The sequence below is a fragment of the Legionella impletisoli genome (assembly GCF_900639875.1).
In the GTDB taxonomy this organism is placed as follows: Bacteria; Pseudomonadota; Gammaproteobacteria; order Legionellales; family Legionellaceae; genus Legionella_A; species Legionella_A impletisoli.
In genome coordinates, this window is the sequence record NZ_CAAAIA010000001.1 from 104,459 (window position 1) to 121,234 (window position 16,776).

Sequence of the window (16,776 nt, forward strand, 5' to 3'; positions counted from 1 at the left end):
GTTGATTGATCGTTATAACTTTCGTTTGATACCTGCTGAAGCCATAATTTTAGTCGAAATCTCTTCGATTGAATAACGGGTTGAATTTAAGAAAGGAATTTTTTCTTGCTTATACATTTCTTCCACTTCAGCAATTTCCACCCGACATTGTTCCATTGATGCATATTGGCTATCAGGACGACGTTCAGAACGAATTTGATGAAGGCGAACTGGATCAATAGATAACCCAAACAATTTTGATTTAAAGGGTTTTAGCGTGCTGGGGAGTTTAAGCTCTTGTAATTCTTCATCGGTTAAAGGGTAATTTGCTGCAAGAATGCCAAACTGCAATGCCATATATAAACAGCTTGGCGTTTTCCCGCATCGTGATACACCAATTAAAATAATATCTGCTTTATCGTATTCTTTTACTTTAACTCCATCGTCATGGGCTAATGCATAATTAACCGCTTCAATTCGTTGATAGTAGGATTGTGGATTCGAAACGCCGTGGGTTCGACCGACCGTGTATGAAGACTTGATATTCAATTCGAGCTCTAAGGGCGACAAAAAGGTATTGAATAAATCTAAAATACAGGCATTGGCTTTATTTAAGATTTGGCTCACTTCTGGATTTACAGACGTTAAAAAGACGATTGACTTTACACCCGTTTCTTCGAAATCCTGATCCAACTTTTTTCGCACTTGTTCTGCTTTATCCACACAATCAATATAGGGAATGGTTTGCTTTTCAAAGGTGACCGTTTCAAATTGGGTTAGCAAACTATTGCCTAAGGATTCTGCAGTAATGCCTGTTCCATCTGAAACCATATAAACTTGGCGTTTCATCGTGTGTAGAAGACCTTAATTCGAGGGAGTAAAAAAGTTAATCTTTAGATGATATAAGAGTCTTTAATTTTTAAGACGCGTAAACAAACTCATTATATTCCTATCATGAAATATTGGCAATTCTTGTACGATCTGCTATGTTCAATCTAAGTATCTAAGTTTTTGAAAATTGTTGATTATTTCTTATGGATAGAGAACGTTACAAGGAAAATAAAGCTTTATTTGTCGTTGGAATAATATTATTGCTCCTGGCGATGGTTCTCATCGGGTTTAGCATTTATGTTTTGCCGCATCTGATATTTGGCTGGGTTTATGATGTTCCTGGTTCGTTATTTATTTGGCGAGAAGATTTAGAACGCTCCTTTGATATAGGTGCTTATTTAGCTTCTGTCATTGTTTTTTTGGCTTTTTTTATCCCAGGGATATTGGCTGCGTTTTTCGTCTACTTGATTTCAAATCGGATTGATAAACAATATTATAGCGAAGCAAGAGATCAAAGCGAGCTTGATAAAAGAATGGTTTTACGAAGAGATTTACTCCGAACAAGAAACATTTTAATTAAAATTGTTATTATTCTTATTCTAGTCATTATTGCTGTAGAGGTAATTGAATGGCTGCTGTATATTCCTCCTATTCCTCCACGCTAACAACAGGAGCAACGATGTCGTTTTTTAAACGCTTTAAAGTAAAACGATTGATAAAAAAGGCTAAATCGATGCAACAAAGTAGGGTTCATAATCAACCGAGTGATGAAGCCTTAAAAAAGGAAATCGGTATATATTATACCTTGGCGGCTATCTTTATGCGCAAGCAAGGGCGAAAAAAATGGCCTTTTGCTCGTGAAATGGCTTTAGAATGCTATCGTGCCGCTGCTTCTATAGAGGATGCAGAAGCGCAATATATTTTAGGTAAAGAATTGCTTGAGGAAGGTAAATTTCGTGAAAGCCTTCAAAAAGGTGAGGTTTTTACAAGTCCTAGTAATGAACGCCGTATGAAGACTTTATATGAAGAAGCCTTAGCCTACATCAAAGCTTCCGAGAATTTAGGCCATATTCGAGCAAAGCGGATGCATGGTTTATGCTACATTAATGGTTGGGGTGTAGAGCAGGATAAAAAACATGGCTTTGAGCTGGTCGTCGACAGCATCGACCAAGAAAAAAGTTGGGATCGAGTGCCGCAAATATTTGCAGCGATGGGATTGAATAAGCCGGAGTTTTTTTCACAGCTGACGCAAATGCGGAATAAGCAATAATTTTTCCATAGAAACAATCCTGGTCCATAAAATATTAAACGGGATACATTTCATGCTGAGCAGGAATTGCTGCTCGGTTTGGAATGATCCTAAATTCAGCACATTAGCTGCTCTCGCAACGAGTCAACTGCCGAATTTAGGATTATTGGTAAAATCTGATATACCACTGAATAATGTTTGAACCATAAAACAATGCAATAAACCCTGCTAAACAAAGATGAGGCCCAAATGGGAGGGGGGTATCATGCGACTTGCCGATAAATCTGAGATAAATTAGGCCAATTATAGAACCTATCAAGGAAGAAAAGAGAACAATAAAAGGCAGAATGGTCCATCCAAACCAAGCCCCAAAAGCAGCTAATAATTTAAAATCACCATGCCCCATGCCAACTTTCCCAGTTAGTAAATAATAGATCTGGATTAATGACCATAAGCTAACATAGCCTATGACGGCACCAAACACTGCACTTGGAAGAGCGGTAAATAAGGATTGTGTATTCGCAATAAGTCCCAGCCACAATAGACTTAAACTTAATGAGTCAGGGATAAGTTGGTGTTGTAAGTCTATAAAGGCAATAACAATGAGGATCCAAATAAATAATAAAGCAAATACTAAAGGTAGAGTGTAACCAAAATGCCAGGCGGCGAATAAAGAGAGAACTAAGCAAAGCCCCTCCACAAAAGGATATCGGAGTGAAATCCTTTTTTTGCAACAATGACTCCGACCTTTTAAAACACAATAGCTTAAGATAGGGATGTTATGCCAAGCGGGTATAGGGGTTTTACATTCAGGACAGTGAGAGCGGGGAGTAAAAAGATTAATTTTTTCAGTGGGTTGTTCAGGTAATTCTAAAAAACTTCGACACTCTTCAGTCCAGCTGGCTATCATCATGCGAGGGAGGCGATGAATAAATACATTCAGCAGACTGCCTACACATAAACAAAAAATTCCAAACAAAACCGTAAACGTAATAGGGTAAAGTAAAATGAATTCATTCATTAGGTTATACCACCGTTCCAAGTTTAAAGATGGGTAAATACATCGCAACGACTAAGCCACCGACTAAGACTCCCAATATTGCCATGATTAAGGGCTCTAATAAACTACTTAGTGAGTCAACCGCGTTATCTACTTCTTCCTCATAAAAGTCAGCGACTTTTTTGAGCATCTGTTCTAACGCTCCTGACTCTTCCCCAATCGCAACCATTTGTACAACCATATTCGGAAACATGGTTGTATTTTCCATTGCTACTTGTAGTTGCTGACCATTTGAAACCTCTTCTCGGATATCTTCGGTGGCCTTCGCGAACAGGTAATTTCCCGTTGCACCAGAAACAGATTTTAATGCATCAACTAAAGGAAGTCCTGCAGCAAATGTAATTGAAAGTGTTCGGGCAAATCGTGCTATAGAGGCTTTTTCTATGATGGTACCGATAATTGGAAACTTCAATAATAAGCGATCGACATTATGCGCAAATGTTTCTGAGTGCTTCATTGAGTAAGTGAATCCATATACTCCTAGCCCAACGGCACCAAAAATGATATACCAATAGGCTTGAAAAAACTCTGAAAGCGTAATGACCCCACGTGTCACAGCAGGTAAATCAGCACCAAACCCCTCAAATAAAGACTCAAACTGTGGAACGACAAAGATAAGTAATCCTGCTGTAACCACAAAAGCAACTACCATAATAGCCATGGGGTAGGTGAGCGCTTTTTTGATTTTCTTTTTAATCGTTTCTATCTTTTCTTTATAGGTCGCCACCTTATCCAACATGGTATCCAATGAGCCAGATTGTTCGCCTGCGTCAACCAAATTACAAAAGAGTTCATTAAAGTGTTCAGGATATTTTTTAAAGGCCTCGGCGAGTGTTGTACCAGATTCTACGTCCGCTTTAATATCCTCAATGAGTTTTTTCATACGAGGGTTTGCCTGACCGCGTGCAACAATTTCAAAGGCTTGCACTAGAGGGATCCCTGCTTCAATCATGGTGGCCATTTGTCGGCTAAATACCGTGATATCTGCTGCTTTTATCTTTTTGCTTCGTTTTCCGAATAATGGTGCACGTTTTTTTACGATTTTTCGTGTAATCACCCCTTGCTTACGGAGTTCAACTTTAGCGATAGCTATACTTTGAGCCTCAATCGTTCCGTTGATTTTTTCTCCGGACTGATTTACTCCTTCCCAAGTAAAACTGACAGTTGCGTTGGTTGTTTTTGCCATATTAATCTACTGTTACGCGGTTAACTTCTTCAATGGTTGTAATTCCCTCTTTTATTTTCAAAAGCCCAGACTGATGAATGGTTAACATTCCTTCAGACTGTGCGAGCTTTAGAATATCTAGGGAATTTCCTCCTTCCATAATTAAACGACCTAAGTTTTTTGACATAGGCATCACCTCAAATAAGCCAATTCTGCCTTTATAGCCATTATTGCACTGCGCGCAGCCTACCGCTTTATAAACTTTGATGTCTTTAATATTTTCTTCGGAAAAACCAAGTTCAATTAAGCTTTTTTCTGTGATGTCATCATGGAGTACTTTGCATTGTTCACATAAGCGTCGGATTAATCGTTGCGCGATGATGAGACTGACTGAACTGGCAATATTGTAGGAGGGGATACCCATATTGACTAATCGCGTCAATGTTTCAGATGCGCTGTTAGTATGTAAAGTAGATAGAACTAAATGACCAGTTTGTGCCGCTTTTACAGCAATTTCTGCCGTTTCCAAATCGCGAATCTCACCGACCATGATAATGTCAGGATCTTGTCGTAAAAAGGAACGCAAGGTACTTGAAAAGGTAAGACCAGCTTTAGGGTGAATATTCACCTGGTTAATACCTGGAACTTTAATTTCCACCGGATCTTCAGCTGTTGATATATTTTTTTCAGGTACATTCAGAAGATTTAATGCCGTATACAAGGTAACGGTTTTACCACTTCCAGTTGGCCCTGTAACTAGAATCATACCCTGAGGGTGACTTATGGCTTCTAAAAAGTGATCGCGTTGGACTGGACTAAATCCTAACGCTTCAATGCCAATTTTTGCAGCCCCTGGGTCAAGTATCCTCATGACAACTTTTTCACCACCCACGGTGGGACAAGTGCTTACCCGAAAATCAATGGCTTTTTTTGCAGACAATTTCATTTTAAAGCGACCATCTTGCGGAACTCGGCGTTCAGAAATATCGAGATTCGACATGACTTTTATCCGGGCGGCGATACGTGTAGATAAGCTCACGGGTGGTGAAGTCACCTCATTCAAAATCCCATCTTGCCGGTAGCGTATGCGATAGGTTCGTTCATAAGGTTCAAAATGAATATCAGAAGCACCTTTTTTGATGGCTTCTACTAAGATGCGATTAACAAATTTTACAATGGGGGCATCTTCTCGAGAAAGTGCTGTCTCATCGCCTTCATCTTCATCTTCTTCAGTGGTTATCTCAAGTCCCTCAATCTCTTGGGTTTCATCAAAATAGCTGGCTAAGCCTTGTGATTCCTGCTCGTTAAGCAATTGGTCAATAAAATCATCTAATTTATCCGTCTCAACAACAAGCGGCATAGAATGCAAACCCGTATGGAATTGGATTTCTTTTAATGAGGCATTTTTACTGGGATCATCAATAGCTAGATAAAGCTGTTTCCCGCGTGTAAAAACAGGGATTATGCCGTGTCGTCGAATGAGTTTATTGCTGACAAGATCGGTCGGGAGAGACTCAATATCAATGCAGTCTAAATCGAGCAAAGGGATACCAAAATTATTAGCGAGGGATAAAGCGATTTCTTTCCCTGTTAATACGTCGTTATCAATTAAGTATTTTTGAAAACTAATCTTATTTTCAGTGGCAAGCCTCTGATAGTCCAGCGCTTTGTCACGATCGAGTAATCTTTCCTGGACAAGAAGGGAACCAATTACGTTTAAATGAGTGTGTTCAGTAACTGCCATAATATGCTATTTGCTCAAAATATATGATAACTATAGACAAAAATGACAACTGCTGCATAGGCTGTCGATTTTTATAGCTATCTACGAGGTCAATAAAGAACGGTTCCCATTTCAACAATTCAGTGCTGGTAAGGTCTACCTGATATGAGATCGATATTCCATATTATCTCTAGAATCGTTAGTATACCGTTAAATATGTTTTTTGCTCATTTAAATTATAGTACAGTGTTTGTGTGAAATATTGGTATTTCATGCTGTTTAAAAAGATCATGTCGATGATTAAAAGCAGTAAGAAAGGTAGAGAAATGGATTTTTATCGTAGAGGACTTATTAAAATTGGCGACTGATGCATTATCAAAGCAATACCGCTCATTGGACGATTGGTTTGAGACATCTCAAGGCGAGCGTGTTGCGCATGCTTTTGCAAAAGAATTAACAAAGCACCAACAATACATCTATGGAAAGTCGCTACTTCAACTTGGAAACTGTGGCGATAATATCTGGTTAAAATCATTGCATTTTTATTGTAAATGGATTACTACACCATACCTCAATATTCATCGGACCTCTTTATTGTCTTCGATTCAGTCATTACCTTTCGAAAAAAATAGTCTCGATTGTTTGATTGCTCCATTTACTTTTGAAGTGCTTACAACTGATAAAAACCTTATTGTTGAAATCGATAGAATTTTAAAGCCCTCTGGGTATGTTATTTTTTTTGGTATAAACCCATGGAGCTTTTGGGGGGCTTCTGTAAAATGGGGCAATATTGAATATTTAGGACATGCAGTAAAGCATTTAACATCATCTTTTACTGTTAAGCGAATATTACTCAACCTAGGATATAGCCAATATCTACATCATAGTTTTTATTACATACCGCCTGTTTCTAAAGAGAAATATCTTCATAAGCTTGAATTTTTTAATGAAATTGGCAAAATGCTCTGGCCTTTCCCTGCAGGGTTTTACTGCTTGATTTTGCAGAAAAAAGAATATGCACTTTCGGGGTTGCTTCCAGTAGATGAACAAGCATTGCAAGTTGGTGGGAAGCCCTCAATGTCAATTAGTGGCAATGTTATTCATCAATGAGTAGGTCGGAGTGTTAGCAAAATAGAAGTAGTCTCCGAAAAGCTCGTAAAAAATTTGAACAAATGCCTTTGGCTTTTGTATAATGCGTTTTTTCTCTTTAGGTACTTCCATGTCGAATACGAGTAAAACTTTATTTCGCATTACTTTTTCATATTTAGAAGCCGTTTATGAAATATATGCTCGTAAAATATGTGAAAGTGATATGTTTGGCTTTTTAGAAGTGCAAGACTTTGTTTTTGGTGAAAACACATCCTTAGTGGTTGATCCTTCTGAAGAGCGCTTAAAGCACGAGTTTAATGGTGTTAATCGAACCTATATCCCCATGCATTCTGTTTACCGCATTGATGAAGTGGATAAAGTTGGAGATGTTAAAGTAAGAGATAAGTCTATCGAATCAGGGAAAGTAAGTATTTTTCCAGCTCGTAATAAAAAGCCAGACTAGATCGTGTTAAAAAATTTATGTTTTTAAGCGATTAGGGCATTTTCTTAATCATTGTCTATTATTTGGAACGCTAATGACTATACCCGCAAAAATAAAAAAAGTTTACGAAAAATCATCTCGTCTCTACACCACCCTCGAGGTGGAGGCCGCTTTGGATAGAATGGCGATTAATATCCATGAAAAACTTCATGACAAAAATCCTGTGATTATCTGCGTCATGATAGGTGGGCTTGTGCCTATGGGCAATTTATTGCCACGACTTGATTTTCCTTTGGAAGTTGATTATGTCCATGCTACACGTTATCGAGGCGATATTCGAGGCGGCGATTTACATTGGAAAGTAAGGCCCAGCACAAACTTAAAAGATCGAACAGTTTTAGTCGTAGATGATATATTAGACGGCGGTGTAACGCTTGCAAGAATTCTTGATGAAATCAAAGCATTAGGCGCTAAAGAAGTTTACAGCGCTGTGTTAGTAGACAAGCATCATAAACGAGTTGAGCATGGTCTTGAAAAGGCGGATTTTGTAGGCTTAGAAGTGGATGATCATTATATCTTTGGTTACGGCATGGATTATAATGAATATTTGCGCAATGCCCCAGGGATATTTGTCGTTGCCCCAGAGCATGAGTAAGTTAGAATCCTAAGAAATTGCCGATCTTACTTCATGAGATTTTCTCCTGCACAGAGCTTCAGATGAAAATTTCAAGGGTCTTAATACTTACTTAATATAAATTTGATACATTTCTAAATAAGTTAGATTTACCCTTTGTAATATGGCAAAAATTAAAGTACATGTTTTAAATTTTCATAGCATTTGGTCTCATATTGAAATTGTGCTTGAAAATACCTCTACCGAGCCTCATCAATATTATGGTATTAATCGGTGGGAGCTTCCAGCAACTTACTGGAGTAATCTAGGACCCAAAAGCTATATTGACTTCGCCAGCTCAGTTTACAGTTTTGATATTGAGGCTAACCCGAATGAGATATTAAGAAATTGGATTACATATTGGAATAGCACAAAAGATGAGGCTAGTATTTTAGGTAAAAATTGTGCCGTTGCTGCGCAGTGGTTTTTAACTGAGTTTGCAGGTATACCAAAGCCTAATTTATCGAATGTAAGTTGGAACCATCTTGCATTGGGAGTTATTTGGCCAAGTTTTATCCCATGTCCTATCATGCTTCCTGGTCGTGTTATGTCTAATGCTAAATTTTATATTGAAGCAAAAACAAATTCAGACGCGGCAGCTAAATACAGTCGTTTATTTTTATACACCAGTATGGCTCTAGCGACGTTATTGTTTACTTCCTCAATTTTGGGACTTATTGCTGCGGCTACTATATTGAGTGGTGGGCTCGCTGCTGTAGCTATAGTAGGGTGTTCTCTTCTAGGAGTAGCAAGTACGTATGGCTTTTTTAAAGCGAATACCATCCTTTCAGCAAAAAACATCTCCGATGAAATGAAGAAAACGGAGGTTGAAACGCCTTTAAGTCTCCCGGAGGAAGGGGTTGGTCTTTTGGCTACGGTATAAAGCATTAAATTAATTTATCTATTCCAAATTAATAAGGTCGGTCTGATTAAATTCGGAATGTTAAATTTTATTTTTCTCATACTAGCTTTTTACGCACGGGAAATTCTTTTAAAGCCGAAGTAATTTCTTTATACAGTTCTGGTAACCAGCGAGGTTGTGCGAAATTGGTTGTCGCGGCTTTCTCTAATCTCAGATCATTTGGTGCGATAATGATCTTTACATTATTTAAACCTACGCGTCTTACAAGCATAAACAGTTGATCAATGGCTTTATTTCCCACAGCCAAGCAGCCAACCGAAGAAGATTTTCCGTGTAAGAAAATATTGCCGCCTAGTTTTTTGCGTCCATCCAAACTAGCTTTCATACGGTCAAACGAATTAGGATAATTAATCATCATTGATAAATGATGGGCACTGTAAGGGTTAAAAGAGGTTAATCGATAGATCCCTTCTGGGATTTGCAAATCATGTTCTTTTAACTTTGGGCCTAGCCTGCCGCTGAAAGCGGTTAAAGGATAGGTATGAATATAGCGCCAAGATGTGGATTCATCTTTTGCCCATAACTGAATGTTTTGTTCTTTTTTAAAAGCCAGTAAAGCAATTTTTTGTGGGGGGTATTGAACGCCCGCCTGGGAAAAATACGATTTGAGCTGGGGTTCATACGGTATACCATACCGTTGAATGGCTCTATCAATCGCCTTATTAAGCTGAAGCTTAGGAGCCATTGCATACAATGTGGTGTTAAAGAAAATTAATACCGCAATAAGTAAATAAGGCATGATGCAATTACATACAGTTGTTTTAGGGATAGTAACAAAAATTAAGTATTAGAACAATTTGAAGTCAGTCGAAAGAAAGGCATGAAGCCTATACTTAAGCGGTGACTAATTTGGCCGGTTGTTATTTTGATCTTTAAACCAGCCATAAGGAGTTTGACCCGCTAAATATTGTTGGATAAACAATTCTGGGTGAAGGTCTAATCGGCCTGTTTTTGCAATTAATACATAATGGTTCGGGCACAGATACTGCATTTTCCCATCTGGTGAAACTTTATAAAATAAATAATCATGAGCGCAGAATTCGTTTTTCTTAAACGTAGCGACTTGGATAACTGTGGTGTCTTTTAAGGTATGTTCAATAAACCAAGCATTAATCCAGACATTCACTAAAATAATTGAAGATGCGAAAAAAAGGACCATAAAAAGAAATAATGTGGGATAACGAAAGCGACCACGCATTTCTTTGCTAGCAATGCCAATATAAATTAACGCAATCATTAAAATTAAAAAGCTTAGCGTATAGATTAGGGCGTTTTTATAATTAAAGTAAAGACCAAAGATTTCACCACCAGCTGTTTCATACTGTAGCAATATTCCAATTAAAGAAACGAGTAAAGAAGCAAGTACAAAGCGCTTACGTTTTTTAAACATTCCCACAAGTAATAAAATAAGTGCGAGCAGAGGGAGCAGATAACTGATTGTGTTTAAAATTATATTCATTTCAACATCCTTGGCTTATATAATGTAGTTATTTTATACCTATTTATCCTTAAGAAAAAACTAATCTTGCGGCTCTTTAATTAATAATATAACTGGCGGAACTGAAAGGGGCAAACGTTCACTGTTTAAGTTGTCTAATCGAACCAGTTTAAAATTAAAGTTTGATAACGCTTTTTTCACCTCAGAAAACAGCTCAGTATGGTTTACAGCGTTTTGATTAGCTTTTTTAAGTTCTTTTTTCTCAACATGAGGATGAATACTTCCTAGCCAAATAGGCGCTGGGTGATTTTGTAAATGAAAATTTGAACGCCAAAGTCTTAATATTAAAATAGGTTGATCCTTATTCGGTTTATAGGTCATCACTAAGACGGGCTTAAGATTTTGATATAGCTGAGCCATTAAAGGAAGTTCATCATCGCTACTTAACCCACTCGCTTTTTCCAATAATGAAAAAAAGAAGGAAGTGGATTGTGTTTTCCAACCGGCTTTAGTTAAGGTTTCTTCGAAAGATTGAATGTTACCCGAAAACTGGATGTTGAATAACCCTGTTTTTTGACCTATTCGATTCGTGGTATAAATGGGCAATAAAATTTTCTTTTGATTCCACCAGGCGTGCTCAGTTAAAACATATTGCTTATGATAAGGACGGTGCTCTTGTAATAAATGATTGAAATAAAGTATATATGAAACAACAGTCATAACCAGTAAAGCTAAGCATGAAAAAACAATTGGAAGATGTGATCGAGCAACTTGATAATGCTTTCTTCGATATAAGATCCAATGACCAAGACAGATCGTGAAACCAATACTATAAGCAGCTAGAACACCAGAGATCCAATTATCCGCTAAATAAATTGCACCGATGCCTGCCAAAAATAAAAGGGTAATTAAAGTAATTCGAATGGTTAAGGTAACGACGGTTCGATATTGGGTACTGATATAAAGGACCAAGAAACCAAATAATGAGGTAGCAAAGGTAATATTGGCTGATGGATACACTTGCTTGATCTTATGTTTTGTTAAGAGCGCTGCTTGAGGCACGTAAATAAAATAATTCAAAGAATACACTACTAATGCAGTCACCACCGTTAAGCTTAGCCAGTAGGTGAGTGTTCTCCAATCATGATGATAAATAGCATAAGCGGTAATCGATAAAAACAGCGCAGATAAGGAAAGCGGATGAATAAATAAGGAAATAATTATAAAAAACGCATCAAAGTGCTGTGTTTGTAATGAATTAAAAAAGTATTGGATCGGTCTATTAATGACGGAGATCCATTCACTTTGAATGACTAAAGCGGTTAAACTGAATGAAATTAAAAGACATAATAAGAAAACAATTAAAAGACTAACCGTGCGAGCATGATTGACTTCACCATCTGGGGTTAATTGTTGAATATAAGGAGCAAAGCGAGGATTTACACTAAGCATAACCCAAAACCTGTGGAACTTATCTTTTAAGTAATAATGAATTCGAACTAAAACCCACTTGATTCCTAGGCTAACTAGCCATGCTAAAACGAGAAGCAAAAGAATTAATATAAATAAACGACTGGCATTTTCAGCTGAAAGTTCAGTACTGGCGGCACCGATTAGAACGCCTGGCATCACGTACACAATCGACCACCCAATCGCTGAAACGACATTTGCTATCAAAAAATGCCAGCGATTCATGTGCATCATGCCAGCAATAAGAGGAATAATTGAACGCAAAGGACCAATAAAACGACCGATTAAAACGCTCTTGCCTCCGTGTTTTGCAAAGTAATCTCTTCCATATCTTAGCCAATTTGGATTGCGACTAAAGGGCCACATATTCGGGAGACGATGTTTAAAAATAGAACCTAAAAGATAGCTTGCGCCATCACCAGCGACGGCACCTGCCGCGGCCGCAAGAAGCGTGAGATCAATCCTCATGACACCCGATCCTGCCAAGATACCAATCGCTGTCATCGTCACTGAACCTGGAATAATGCTCCCAATAATGGCTAGAGACTCAGTAAAAGAAATTAAAAACGTAAAGAACAATGCCCAATGAGGATTGGCGTATATCCAAGTAGTTAACGGCTGTAAATAATCCGAAAATAAGGTCATGGTTCCTGTTCAAAAGAAGTTAAAAATAACTGAGCAAATTGTTCTTTTACAGCTTCAAATTGGATTTCTGAAATAAAATCTTTTATTTGTACCATTTCCATTTTTTCATATCCACAAGGATTGATTCCTTTAAATGGGCTCAAGTCCATGGCAACGTTCAATGCAATCCCGTGGTAAGTACAGCCATTTTTAACTCGAAGCCCAATCGAGGCAATTTTTTTATTATCAACATAGACACCAGGAGCGCCACATTTAGTTTGAGCATTAATCCCTAGATTGTCCAGCAGCGCGATGAGAACTTGCTCCAAACGACAAACTAACGTACGGATCCCCATATTTCTACGACGTAGATCCATGAGCACATAACCCACAAGTTGACCAGGACCATGGTAAGTAATCTGGCCTCCGCGATCGCTTTTAATGACAGGGATGTGTTGAGGATTCAAAAGATGTTCTGGTTTTCCTGCTTGGCCTTGTGTGTATACAGGGGGATGTTCAAGTAGCCACAGTTCATCCAGAGTATGTTCGTCTCGGCCCGCAGTAAACTGCTTCATCTCAGTCCAAATTGGCTCATAAGGTTGAATAGAAAAACGACGAATTCGGATCATTTACAACACCATTTTTACATCAGGGTGGCTGCTTAATTCTAAATAAAGCGCGTCGAGAGAGGGTTGATCTTTAGCGCGTACCGTTATTGTGATTGAAACATAGGTTCCTTGGGCGCTAATTTCGGTTTGAAAGGCTTTCTCGGTTAATTCTGAATCATGTTTCATTGCAATGTTTTTGATATCCACAATAAATGACGTTTCGTTTTTTCCAAAAACTTTTATAGGAAAATTGCAAGGAAATTCTATCATTTTATTTTGATCTGTCATTGTTGGTTCTTAATCCGTTGCTGATAATGTTCATGAATGATTTTCCAATAGTTCCATTTACGAATATCACCCGTTGATTTGCCATTGATTGTTGCTACGGGGTAAATCTCCTTGGTGGTGCTCGTAATCCATACTTCTTTAGCAGAAAGTAAGGCGTGTTCATCAATTTTCGTTTCTTTAAATGGCCAATTAAGAGACTTTACTAACTCTATCGTAAGTTGCCTTGTAACCCCTGGCAGGCATAATCCATTAATAGGTGGTGTTTGAACCTCTCCATTCATATTCACAATAAAGACATTGCTGGAGCTTCCTTCGGTCAAATACCCATCGCGTATGAGTAGAGCGGTATCTGCTCCATTAGATACCGCATCATCGTTTAATAAAACATTTGCAAGCATAGAGGTTGCTTTAATATCGCATCGTTTCCAACGAATATCCTCAACTAACCAAGCACTTAATCCCCGCATTTTTTCTATGGTGGTGTAATAGGGCATGTTTAAGGTAAAGGCAACGACTGTTGGGATAAGATTATCAGGAAAATCATGACTACGATTTTCTTGCCAACCTCGGGTAACTTGCAAATATATCTGCATGTTCCCAGAGCCATTTTGGGCAATTAACTGATTAAAAATATCCCGCCAGTTGCATTGAGGCTCATGAATACGTGCACTGGCCAAACTCGATTTAAGGCGTTTTATGTGTTGCTCGAAAAAGCATAAGCGCCCTTGATAAACCGGAATGACTTCATAAACACCATCACCAAATAAAAAGCCTCGGTCAAAAACCGAGACTTTTGCTTCAGAAGCTGGCACAAATTGACCAGCAATGTAGACCACTTTTTCCATGCTAATCGTTAGCGACCTTAGGAACCAAACCAATTTTTAAAGGTTAGCTTTAATCCGTCTTTAACGCGAGTAAAAAATCCTCCTTTAGGGGCATCCTCAAGCGCGTATAAAGGTCTAGTTGTTAGAATGTTATCATCAAACTTAACGATTAACTCTCCCACCTGATCGCCTTTTTGAATCGGTGCGACTAAATGCTTGGGCACTTTGGTGTTGACGCTTAATCGTTTGTATTGACCACCAGGAATCGTCACGAATTGATCATCCACGATACCCACAGCTAACTGATCGGATTTTCCTTTATATAATGGAAGCTCAGTAATAGAGGTACCTGCTTTATATAATTGATGCGTTTCAAAAAATCGAAATCCATAATTAAGCAATCGCTCACTGTCATCTGCGCGCGCTGTTTCGTTTGGCGAACCAAGAACCACAGAAATTAAACGCATATTGTCGCGTTTAGCAGAAGAAACAAGACAGTAGCCAGCCTCATTGGTATGACCCGTTTTAATTCCATCGACTTGATTATCTCGCCATAAAAGACGGTTGCGATTGGGCTGTCTGATTCCATTAAACGTAAACCACTTTTGCTTATACCAGTGATAATATTGGGGGAAATCAGAGGCTAAGGCACGTCCTAAAATAGCTAAATCTTTTGCGGTTGTATAAAGATTTGGATCTGGTAAACCCGTGCTATCCGTAAAGTGGCTATTTTTCATGCCAAGCATTTCTGCTTGTTGATTCATGATTTCGGTGAAGCCTTGCTCACTGCCACCTAAGTGTTCTGCCATTGCGACACACGCATCGTTACCCGAGTCAACGATTATCCCTTTGACCAAATCTTCAACGCTGACTTGTTGCCCTTCCTTCACAAACATTCTGGAGCCACCCGTTTTCCAAGCCTTTTCGCTGATTCGAACGCTGTCTTCCAGTTTAATTTGGTCTGATTTTAAGGCATTTGAAATAACATAAAGCGTCATCATCTTGGTTAAGCTCGCAGGGGGCAGCTTTTCGTCACTGTTTTTTTCAGCAAGAATTTTGCCACTACTTGCGTCAATTAAAATATAAGCTTTAGCGTTCAACGTTGGAGGGGCAGGGGTAATCAGTGGCGTATTATCCATTCCTGGATTTTTAAAAACATTGATATTTTCAGTGGGATTCGCGAAAAGTAGACTGAAGTTAAAAATAAGACACAAAAATAACAGGGGTTTAGTCAATGTTTTTGAAAAATTGTCCATTTTGTCACCTGGTAATAAAAAAATGAAATTATACTATCACAGACAAAAGTCCGCGACCAACGAAGAAAGTGGCTACACCGTAATTTCTGCCCAACATAATATAGAGCATTAAATTTTTATCATCATTTCCTTTCGTAGCCGAAACCAGAGTTTCATGAGTGGACGGACTTAAAGAATGAAGAAACTCTATATTTTTTTGTTGAACTCAGATAAATTCAGCTTTTTTAAAAGTCTGTATGCTTTTAAGTATATACCCATCATCAGTTTCAATGGGTACAGGTAGGTTAACTTAAACTTGATTTGTTGAGAAGGATCATGCGCTTAATTTTTTTAGTAATACTAAGTTTTTTAGCATGTTGTCAGCCCAAGGATGTTGATCCTAAGCACTCCATGGGTTCAGGGCATGGAAAAACCAAGCAACAGCAAAAGAAGAAACAATTGGAAATTATGCCTACCGAACAAGATGGTGCTCCAAAGGGCCCTCATCCAAAACGGTTTGAATCCGTGACCCCGATATCAGAAGCCGTGAGCCGTTATGGAAATCCCGGCGAGTATCGAGTAAATGGAAAAATTTATGAGGTGATGCGGACAGCTTCTGGATATCGTGCCCGTGGTTTAGCATCTTGGTATGGCACCAAATTTCACAGCAAACGCACCTCAAGTGGTGAGCCATATGATTTATATAGCATGACCGCAGCCCATAAAACACTCCCGTTACCAACTTACGTCAAAGTAACCAACTTAGAAAACCATCGAGAAGCGATTGTAAAAGTTAATGATCGAGGCCCTTTTCACGAAGGTCGCATTATAGACTTGTCGTATGGGGCCGCTCTTAAACTAGGTTTATTGCCTAAAGGAACGGCAAAAGTGGAAGTGGTTGCGTTAAGTCCGAAAGACACACCTCATCAAGAACTTCATTATTTTTTACAAGCAGGGGCGTTTACAAAACCTGAACAAGCAAAAAAATTACTCAATGCCATTGCAAAGCTGACTTCATCTCACTTATTTATTGAACAGTACAAGCAGTACTATATTGTCAAAGCTGGACCATTTACGGATAAGAAGCACTCAGATGCCTTAAAGTTAACATTAGCACAGCATGGGGTTTCTGGGGCATTTTCTGTTTTACAATAGC

At 38.4% G+C, this 16,776-nt stretch carries 18 protein-coding genes; 7 read left to right on the forward strand and 11 right to left on the reverse strand.

Going from position 1 to position 16,776, the window contains the following annotated elements; all coding sequences use genetic code 11:
* Positions 1 to 12 precede the first annotated feature (12 nt).
* Positions 13 to 828 carry a posphoenolpyruvate synthetase regulatory kinase/phosphorylase PpsR gene (ppsR, locus tag E1O41_RS00475; protein ID WP_131775346.1) on the reverse strand — a complete coding sequence of 272 codons (816 nt, stop codon included), beginning with the start codon at positions 826 to 828 and terminating at the stop codon, positions 13 to 15.
* 185 nt (positions 829 to 1,013) lie between these two features.
* Between ppsR and E1O41_RS00480 the strand changes: the two genes are divergently transcribed.
* A complete protein-coding gene (locus tag E1O41_RS00480; RefSeq protein ID WP_131775347.1) occupies positions 1,014 to 1,475 on the forward strand; it encodes a hypothetical protein in 462 nt (153 codons plus the stop codon).
* 14 nt (positions 1,476 to 1,489) lie between these two features.
* Positions 1,490 to 2,080, forward strand: a complete 591-nt coding sequence (locus tag E1O41_RS00485) for an SEL1-like repeat protein (protein WP_131775673.1) — start codon at positions 1,490 to 1,492, stop codon at positions 2,078 to 2,080.
* A 142-nt stretch (positions 2,081 to 2,222) separates the two neighbouring features.
* Here E1O41_RS00485 and E1O41_RS00490 read toward each other — a convergent pair whose 3' ends face one another.
* Genes E1O41_RS00490 through pilB form a run of 3 tightly spaced genes read right to left on the reverse strand, consistent with a single transcriptional unit; the run spans position 2,223 to position 6,031 of the window.
* Positions 2,223 to 3,080: a prepilin peptidase gene (locus E1O41_RS00490; protein WP_131775348.1), complete on the reverse strand. Its 858-nt coding sequence runs from the start codon at positions 3,078 to 3,080 to the stop codon at positions 2,223 to 2,225.
* A 4-nt stretch (positions 3,081 to 3,084) separates the two neighbouring features.
* Positions 3,085 to 4,305 carry a type II secretion system F family protein gene (locus tag E1O41_RS00495; RefSeq protein ID WP_131775349.1) on the reverse strand — a complete coding sequence of 407 codons (1,221 nt, stop codon included), beginning with the start codon at positions 4,303 to 4,305 and terminating at the stop codon, positions 3,085 to 3,087.
* A 1-nt stretch (position 4,306) separates the two neighbouring features.
* Positions 4,307 to 6,031, reverse strand: a complete 1,725-nt coding sequence (pilB, locus tag E1O41_RS00500) for a type IV-A pilus assembly ATPase PilB (RefSeq protein ID WP_373288383.1) — start codon at positions 6,029 to 6,031, stop codon at positions 4,307 to 4,309.
* Between the two features lie 333 nt (positions 6,032 to 6,364).
* Between pilB and E1O41_RS00505 the strand changes: the two genes are divergently transcribed.
* The 4 genes from E1O41_RS00505 to E1O41_RS00520 all read left to right on the forward strand — a co-directional run bounded on the left by E1O41_RS00505 (position 6,365) and on the right by E1O41_RS00520 (position 9,094).
* The gene (locus E1O41_RS00505; RefSeq protein ID WP_165481051.1) at positions 6,365 to 7,117 is read left to right on the forward strand and encodes a methyltransferase domain-containing protein; all 753 of its coding nucleotides are present in this window, start codon (positions 6,365 to 6,367) and stop codon (positions 7,115 to 7,117) included.
* Between the two features lie 109 nt (positions 7,118 to 7,226).
* Positions 7,227 to 7,559, forward strand: coding sequence for a DUF1820 family protein (locus tag E1O41_RS00510; protein WP_131775352.1), 333 nt, complete (start codon positions 7,227 to 7,229; stop codon positions 7,557 to 7,559).
* A gap of 73 nt (positions 7,560 to 7,632) precedes the next feature.
* Positions 7,633 to 8,193: a hypoxanthine-guanine phosphoribosyltransferase gene (locus E1O41_RS00515; protein ID WP_131775353.1), complete on the forward strand. Its 561-nt coding sequence runs from the start codon at positions 7,633 to 7,635 to the stop codon at positions 8,191 to 8,193.
* Between the two features lie 142 nt (positions 8,194 to 8,335).
* Positions 8,336 to 9,094, forward strand: coding sequence for a hypothetical protein (locus E1O41_RS00520; RefSeq protein WP_131775354.1), 759 nt, complete (start codon positions 8,336 to 8,338; stop codon positions 9,092 to 9,094).
* Between the two features lie 76 nt (positions 9,095 to 9,170).
* Here E1O41_RS00520 and E1O41_RS00525 read toward each other — a convergent pair whose 3' ends face one another.
* The 7 genes from E1O41_RS00525 to E1O41_RS00555 form a co-directional block, all read right to left on the reverse strand.
* Entirely contained in the window at positions 9,171 to 9,872 is a 702-nt protein-coding gene (locus E1O41_RS00525; protein WP_229669286.1) for a L,D-transpeptidase family protein, read from the reverse strand.
* A 105-nt stretch (positions 9,873 to 9,977) separates the two neighbouring features.
* Positions 9,978 to 10,592, reverse strand: coding sequence for a type I secretion system protein LssZ (locus E1O41_RS00530; protein ID WP_131775355.1), 615 nt, complete (start codon positions 10,590 to 10,592; stop codon positions 9,978 to 9,980).
* A 60-nt stretch (positions 10,593 to 10,652) separates the two neighbouring features.
* Positions 10,653 to 12,686, reverse strand: a complete 2,034-nt coding sequence (locus E1O41_RS00535; RefSeq protein WP_131775356.1) for a VTT domain-containing protein — start codon at positions 12,684 to 12,686, stop codon at positions 10,653 to 10,655.
* Positions 12,683 to 13,291, reverse strand: coding sequence for a lipoyl(octanoyl) transferase LipB (gene lipB / locus E1O41_RS00540; RefSeq protein WP_165481076.1), 609 nt, complete (start codon positions 13,289 to 13,291; stop codon positions 12,683 to 12,685). The genes E1O41_RS00535 and lipB overlap by 4 nt, the downstream gene beginning before the upstream one ends.
* Before the next feature lie 3 nt (positions 13,292 to 13,294).
* Positions 13,295 to 13,561, reverse strand: coding sequence for an HP0495 family protein (locus E1O41_RS00545; RefSeq protein WP_131775358.1), 267 nt, complete (start codon positions 13,559 to 13,561; stop codon positions 13,295 to 13,297).
* Positions 13,558 to 14,406, reverse strand: coding sequence for an aminotransferase class IV (locus E1O41_RS00550; protein ID WP_131775359.1), 849 nt, complete (start codon positions 14,404 to 14,406; stop codon positions 13,558 to 13,560). Before E1O41_RS00550 ends, E1O41_RS00545 begins: the two co-directional genes overlap by 4 nt.
* A gap of 17 nt (positions 14,407 to 14,423) precedes the next feature.
* A complete protein-coding gene (locus tag E1O41_RS00555) occupies positions 14,424 to 15,641 on the reverse strand; it encodes a D-alanyl-D-alanine carboxypeptidase family protein (RefSeq protein WP_131775360.1) in 1,218 nt (405 codons plus the stop codon).
* A 315-nt stretch (positions 15,642 to 15,956) separates the two neighbouring features.
* Here E1O41_RS00555 and E1O41_RS00560 point away from each other — a divergent pair, with 315 nt between their 5' ends.
* Positions 15,957 to 16,775 (forward strand): septal ring lytic transglycosylase RlpA family protein, encoded by an 819-nt coding sequence (locus E1O41_RS00560; protein WP_131775361.1) that lies wholly within the window; start codon positions 15,957 to 15,959, stop codon positions 16,773 to 16,775.
* The last annotated feature ends 1 nt before the right edge of the window (position 16,776 follow it).

What these genes read in the sequence shown, in the direction of transcription:
- ppsR (WP_131775346.1), bottom strand. Translation starts at nt 828, where the DNA reads ATGAAACGCCAAGTTTATATGGTTTCAGATGGAACAGGCATTACTGCA.
- E1O41_RS00480 (WP_131775347.1), top strand. Translation starts at nt 1,014, where the DNA reads ATGGATAGAGAACGTTACAAGGAAAATAAAGCTTTATTTGTCGTTGGA.
- E1O41_RS00485 (WP_131775673.1), top strand. Translation starts at nt 1,490, where the DNA reads ATGTCGTTTTTTAAACGCTTTAAAGTAAAACGATTGATAAAAAAGGCT.
- E1O41_RS00490 (WP_131775348.1), bottom strand. Translation starts at nt 3,080, where the DNA reads ATGAATGAATTCATTTTACTTTACCCTATTACGTTTACGGTTTTGTTT.
- E1O41_RS00495 (WP_131775349.1), bottom strand. Translation starts at nt 4,305, where the DNA reads ATGGCAAAAACAACCAACGCAACTGTCAGTTTTACTTGGGAAGGAGTA.
- E1O41_RS00510 (WP_131775352.1), top strand. Translation starts at nt 7,227, where the DNA reads ATGTCGAATACGAGTAAAACTTTATTTCGCATTACTTTTTCATATTTA.
- E1O41_RS00515 (WP_131775353.1), top strand. Translation starts at nt 7,633, where the DNA reads ATGACTATACCCGCAAAAATAAAAAAAGTTTACGAAAAATCATCTCGT.
- E1O41_RS00520 (WP_131775354.1), top strand. Translation starts at nt 8,336, where the DNA reads ATGGCAAAAATTAAAGTACATGTTTTAAATTTTCATAGCATTTGGTCT.
- E1O41_RS00525 (WP_229669286.1), bottom strand. Translation starts at nt 9,872, where the DNA reads ATGCCTTATTTACTTATTGCGGTATTAATTTTCTTTAACACCACATTG.
- E1O41_RS00530 (WP_131775355.1), bottom strand. Translation starts at nt 10,592, where the DNA reads ATGAATATAATTTTAAACACAATCAGTTATCTGCTCCCTCTGCTCGCA.
- E1O41_RS00535 (WP_131775356.1), bottom strand. Translation starts at nt 12,686, where the DNA reads ATGACCTTATTTTCGGATTATTTACAGCCGTTAACTACTTGGATATAC.
- E1O41_RS00545 (WP_131775358.1), bottom strand. Translation starts at nt 13,561, where the DNA reads ATGACAGATCAAAATAAAATGATAGAATTTCCTTGCAATTTTCCTATA.
- E1O41_RS00550 (WP_131775359.1), bottom strand. Translation starts at nt 14,406, where the DNA reads ATGGAAAAAGTGGTCTACATTGCTGGTCAATTTGTGCCAGCTTCTGAA.
- E1O41_RS00555 (WP_131775360.1), bottom strand. Translation starts at nt 15,641, where the DNA reads ATGGACAATTTTTCAAAAACATTGACTAAACCCCTGTTATTTTTGTGT.
- E1O41_RS00560 (WP_131775361.1), top strand. Translation starts at nt 15,957, where the DNA reads ATGCGCTTAATTTTTTTAGTAATACTAAGTTTTTTAGCATGTTGTCAG.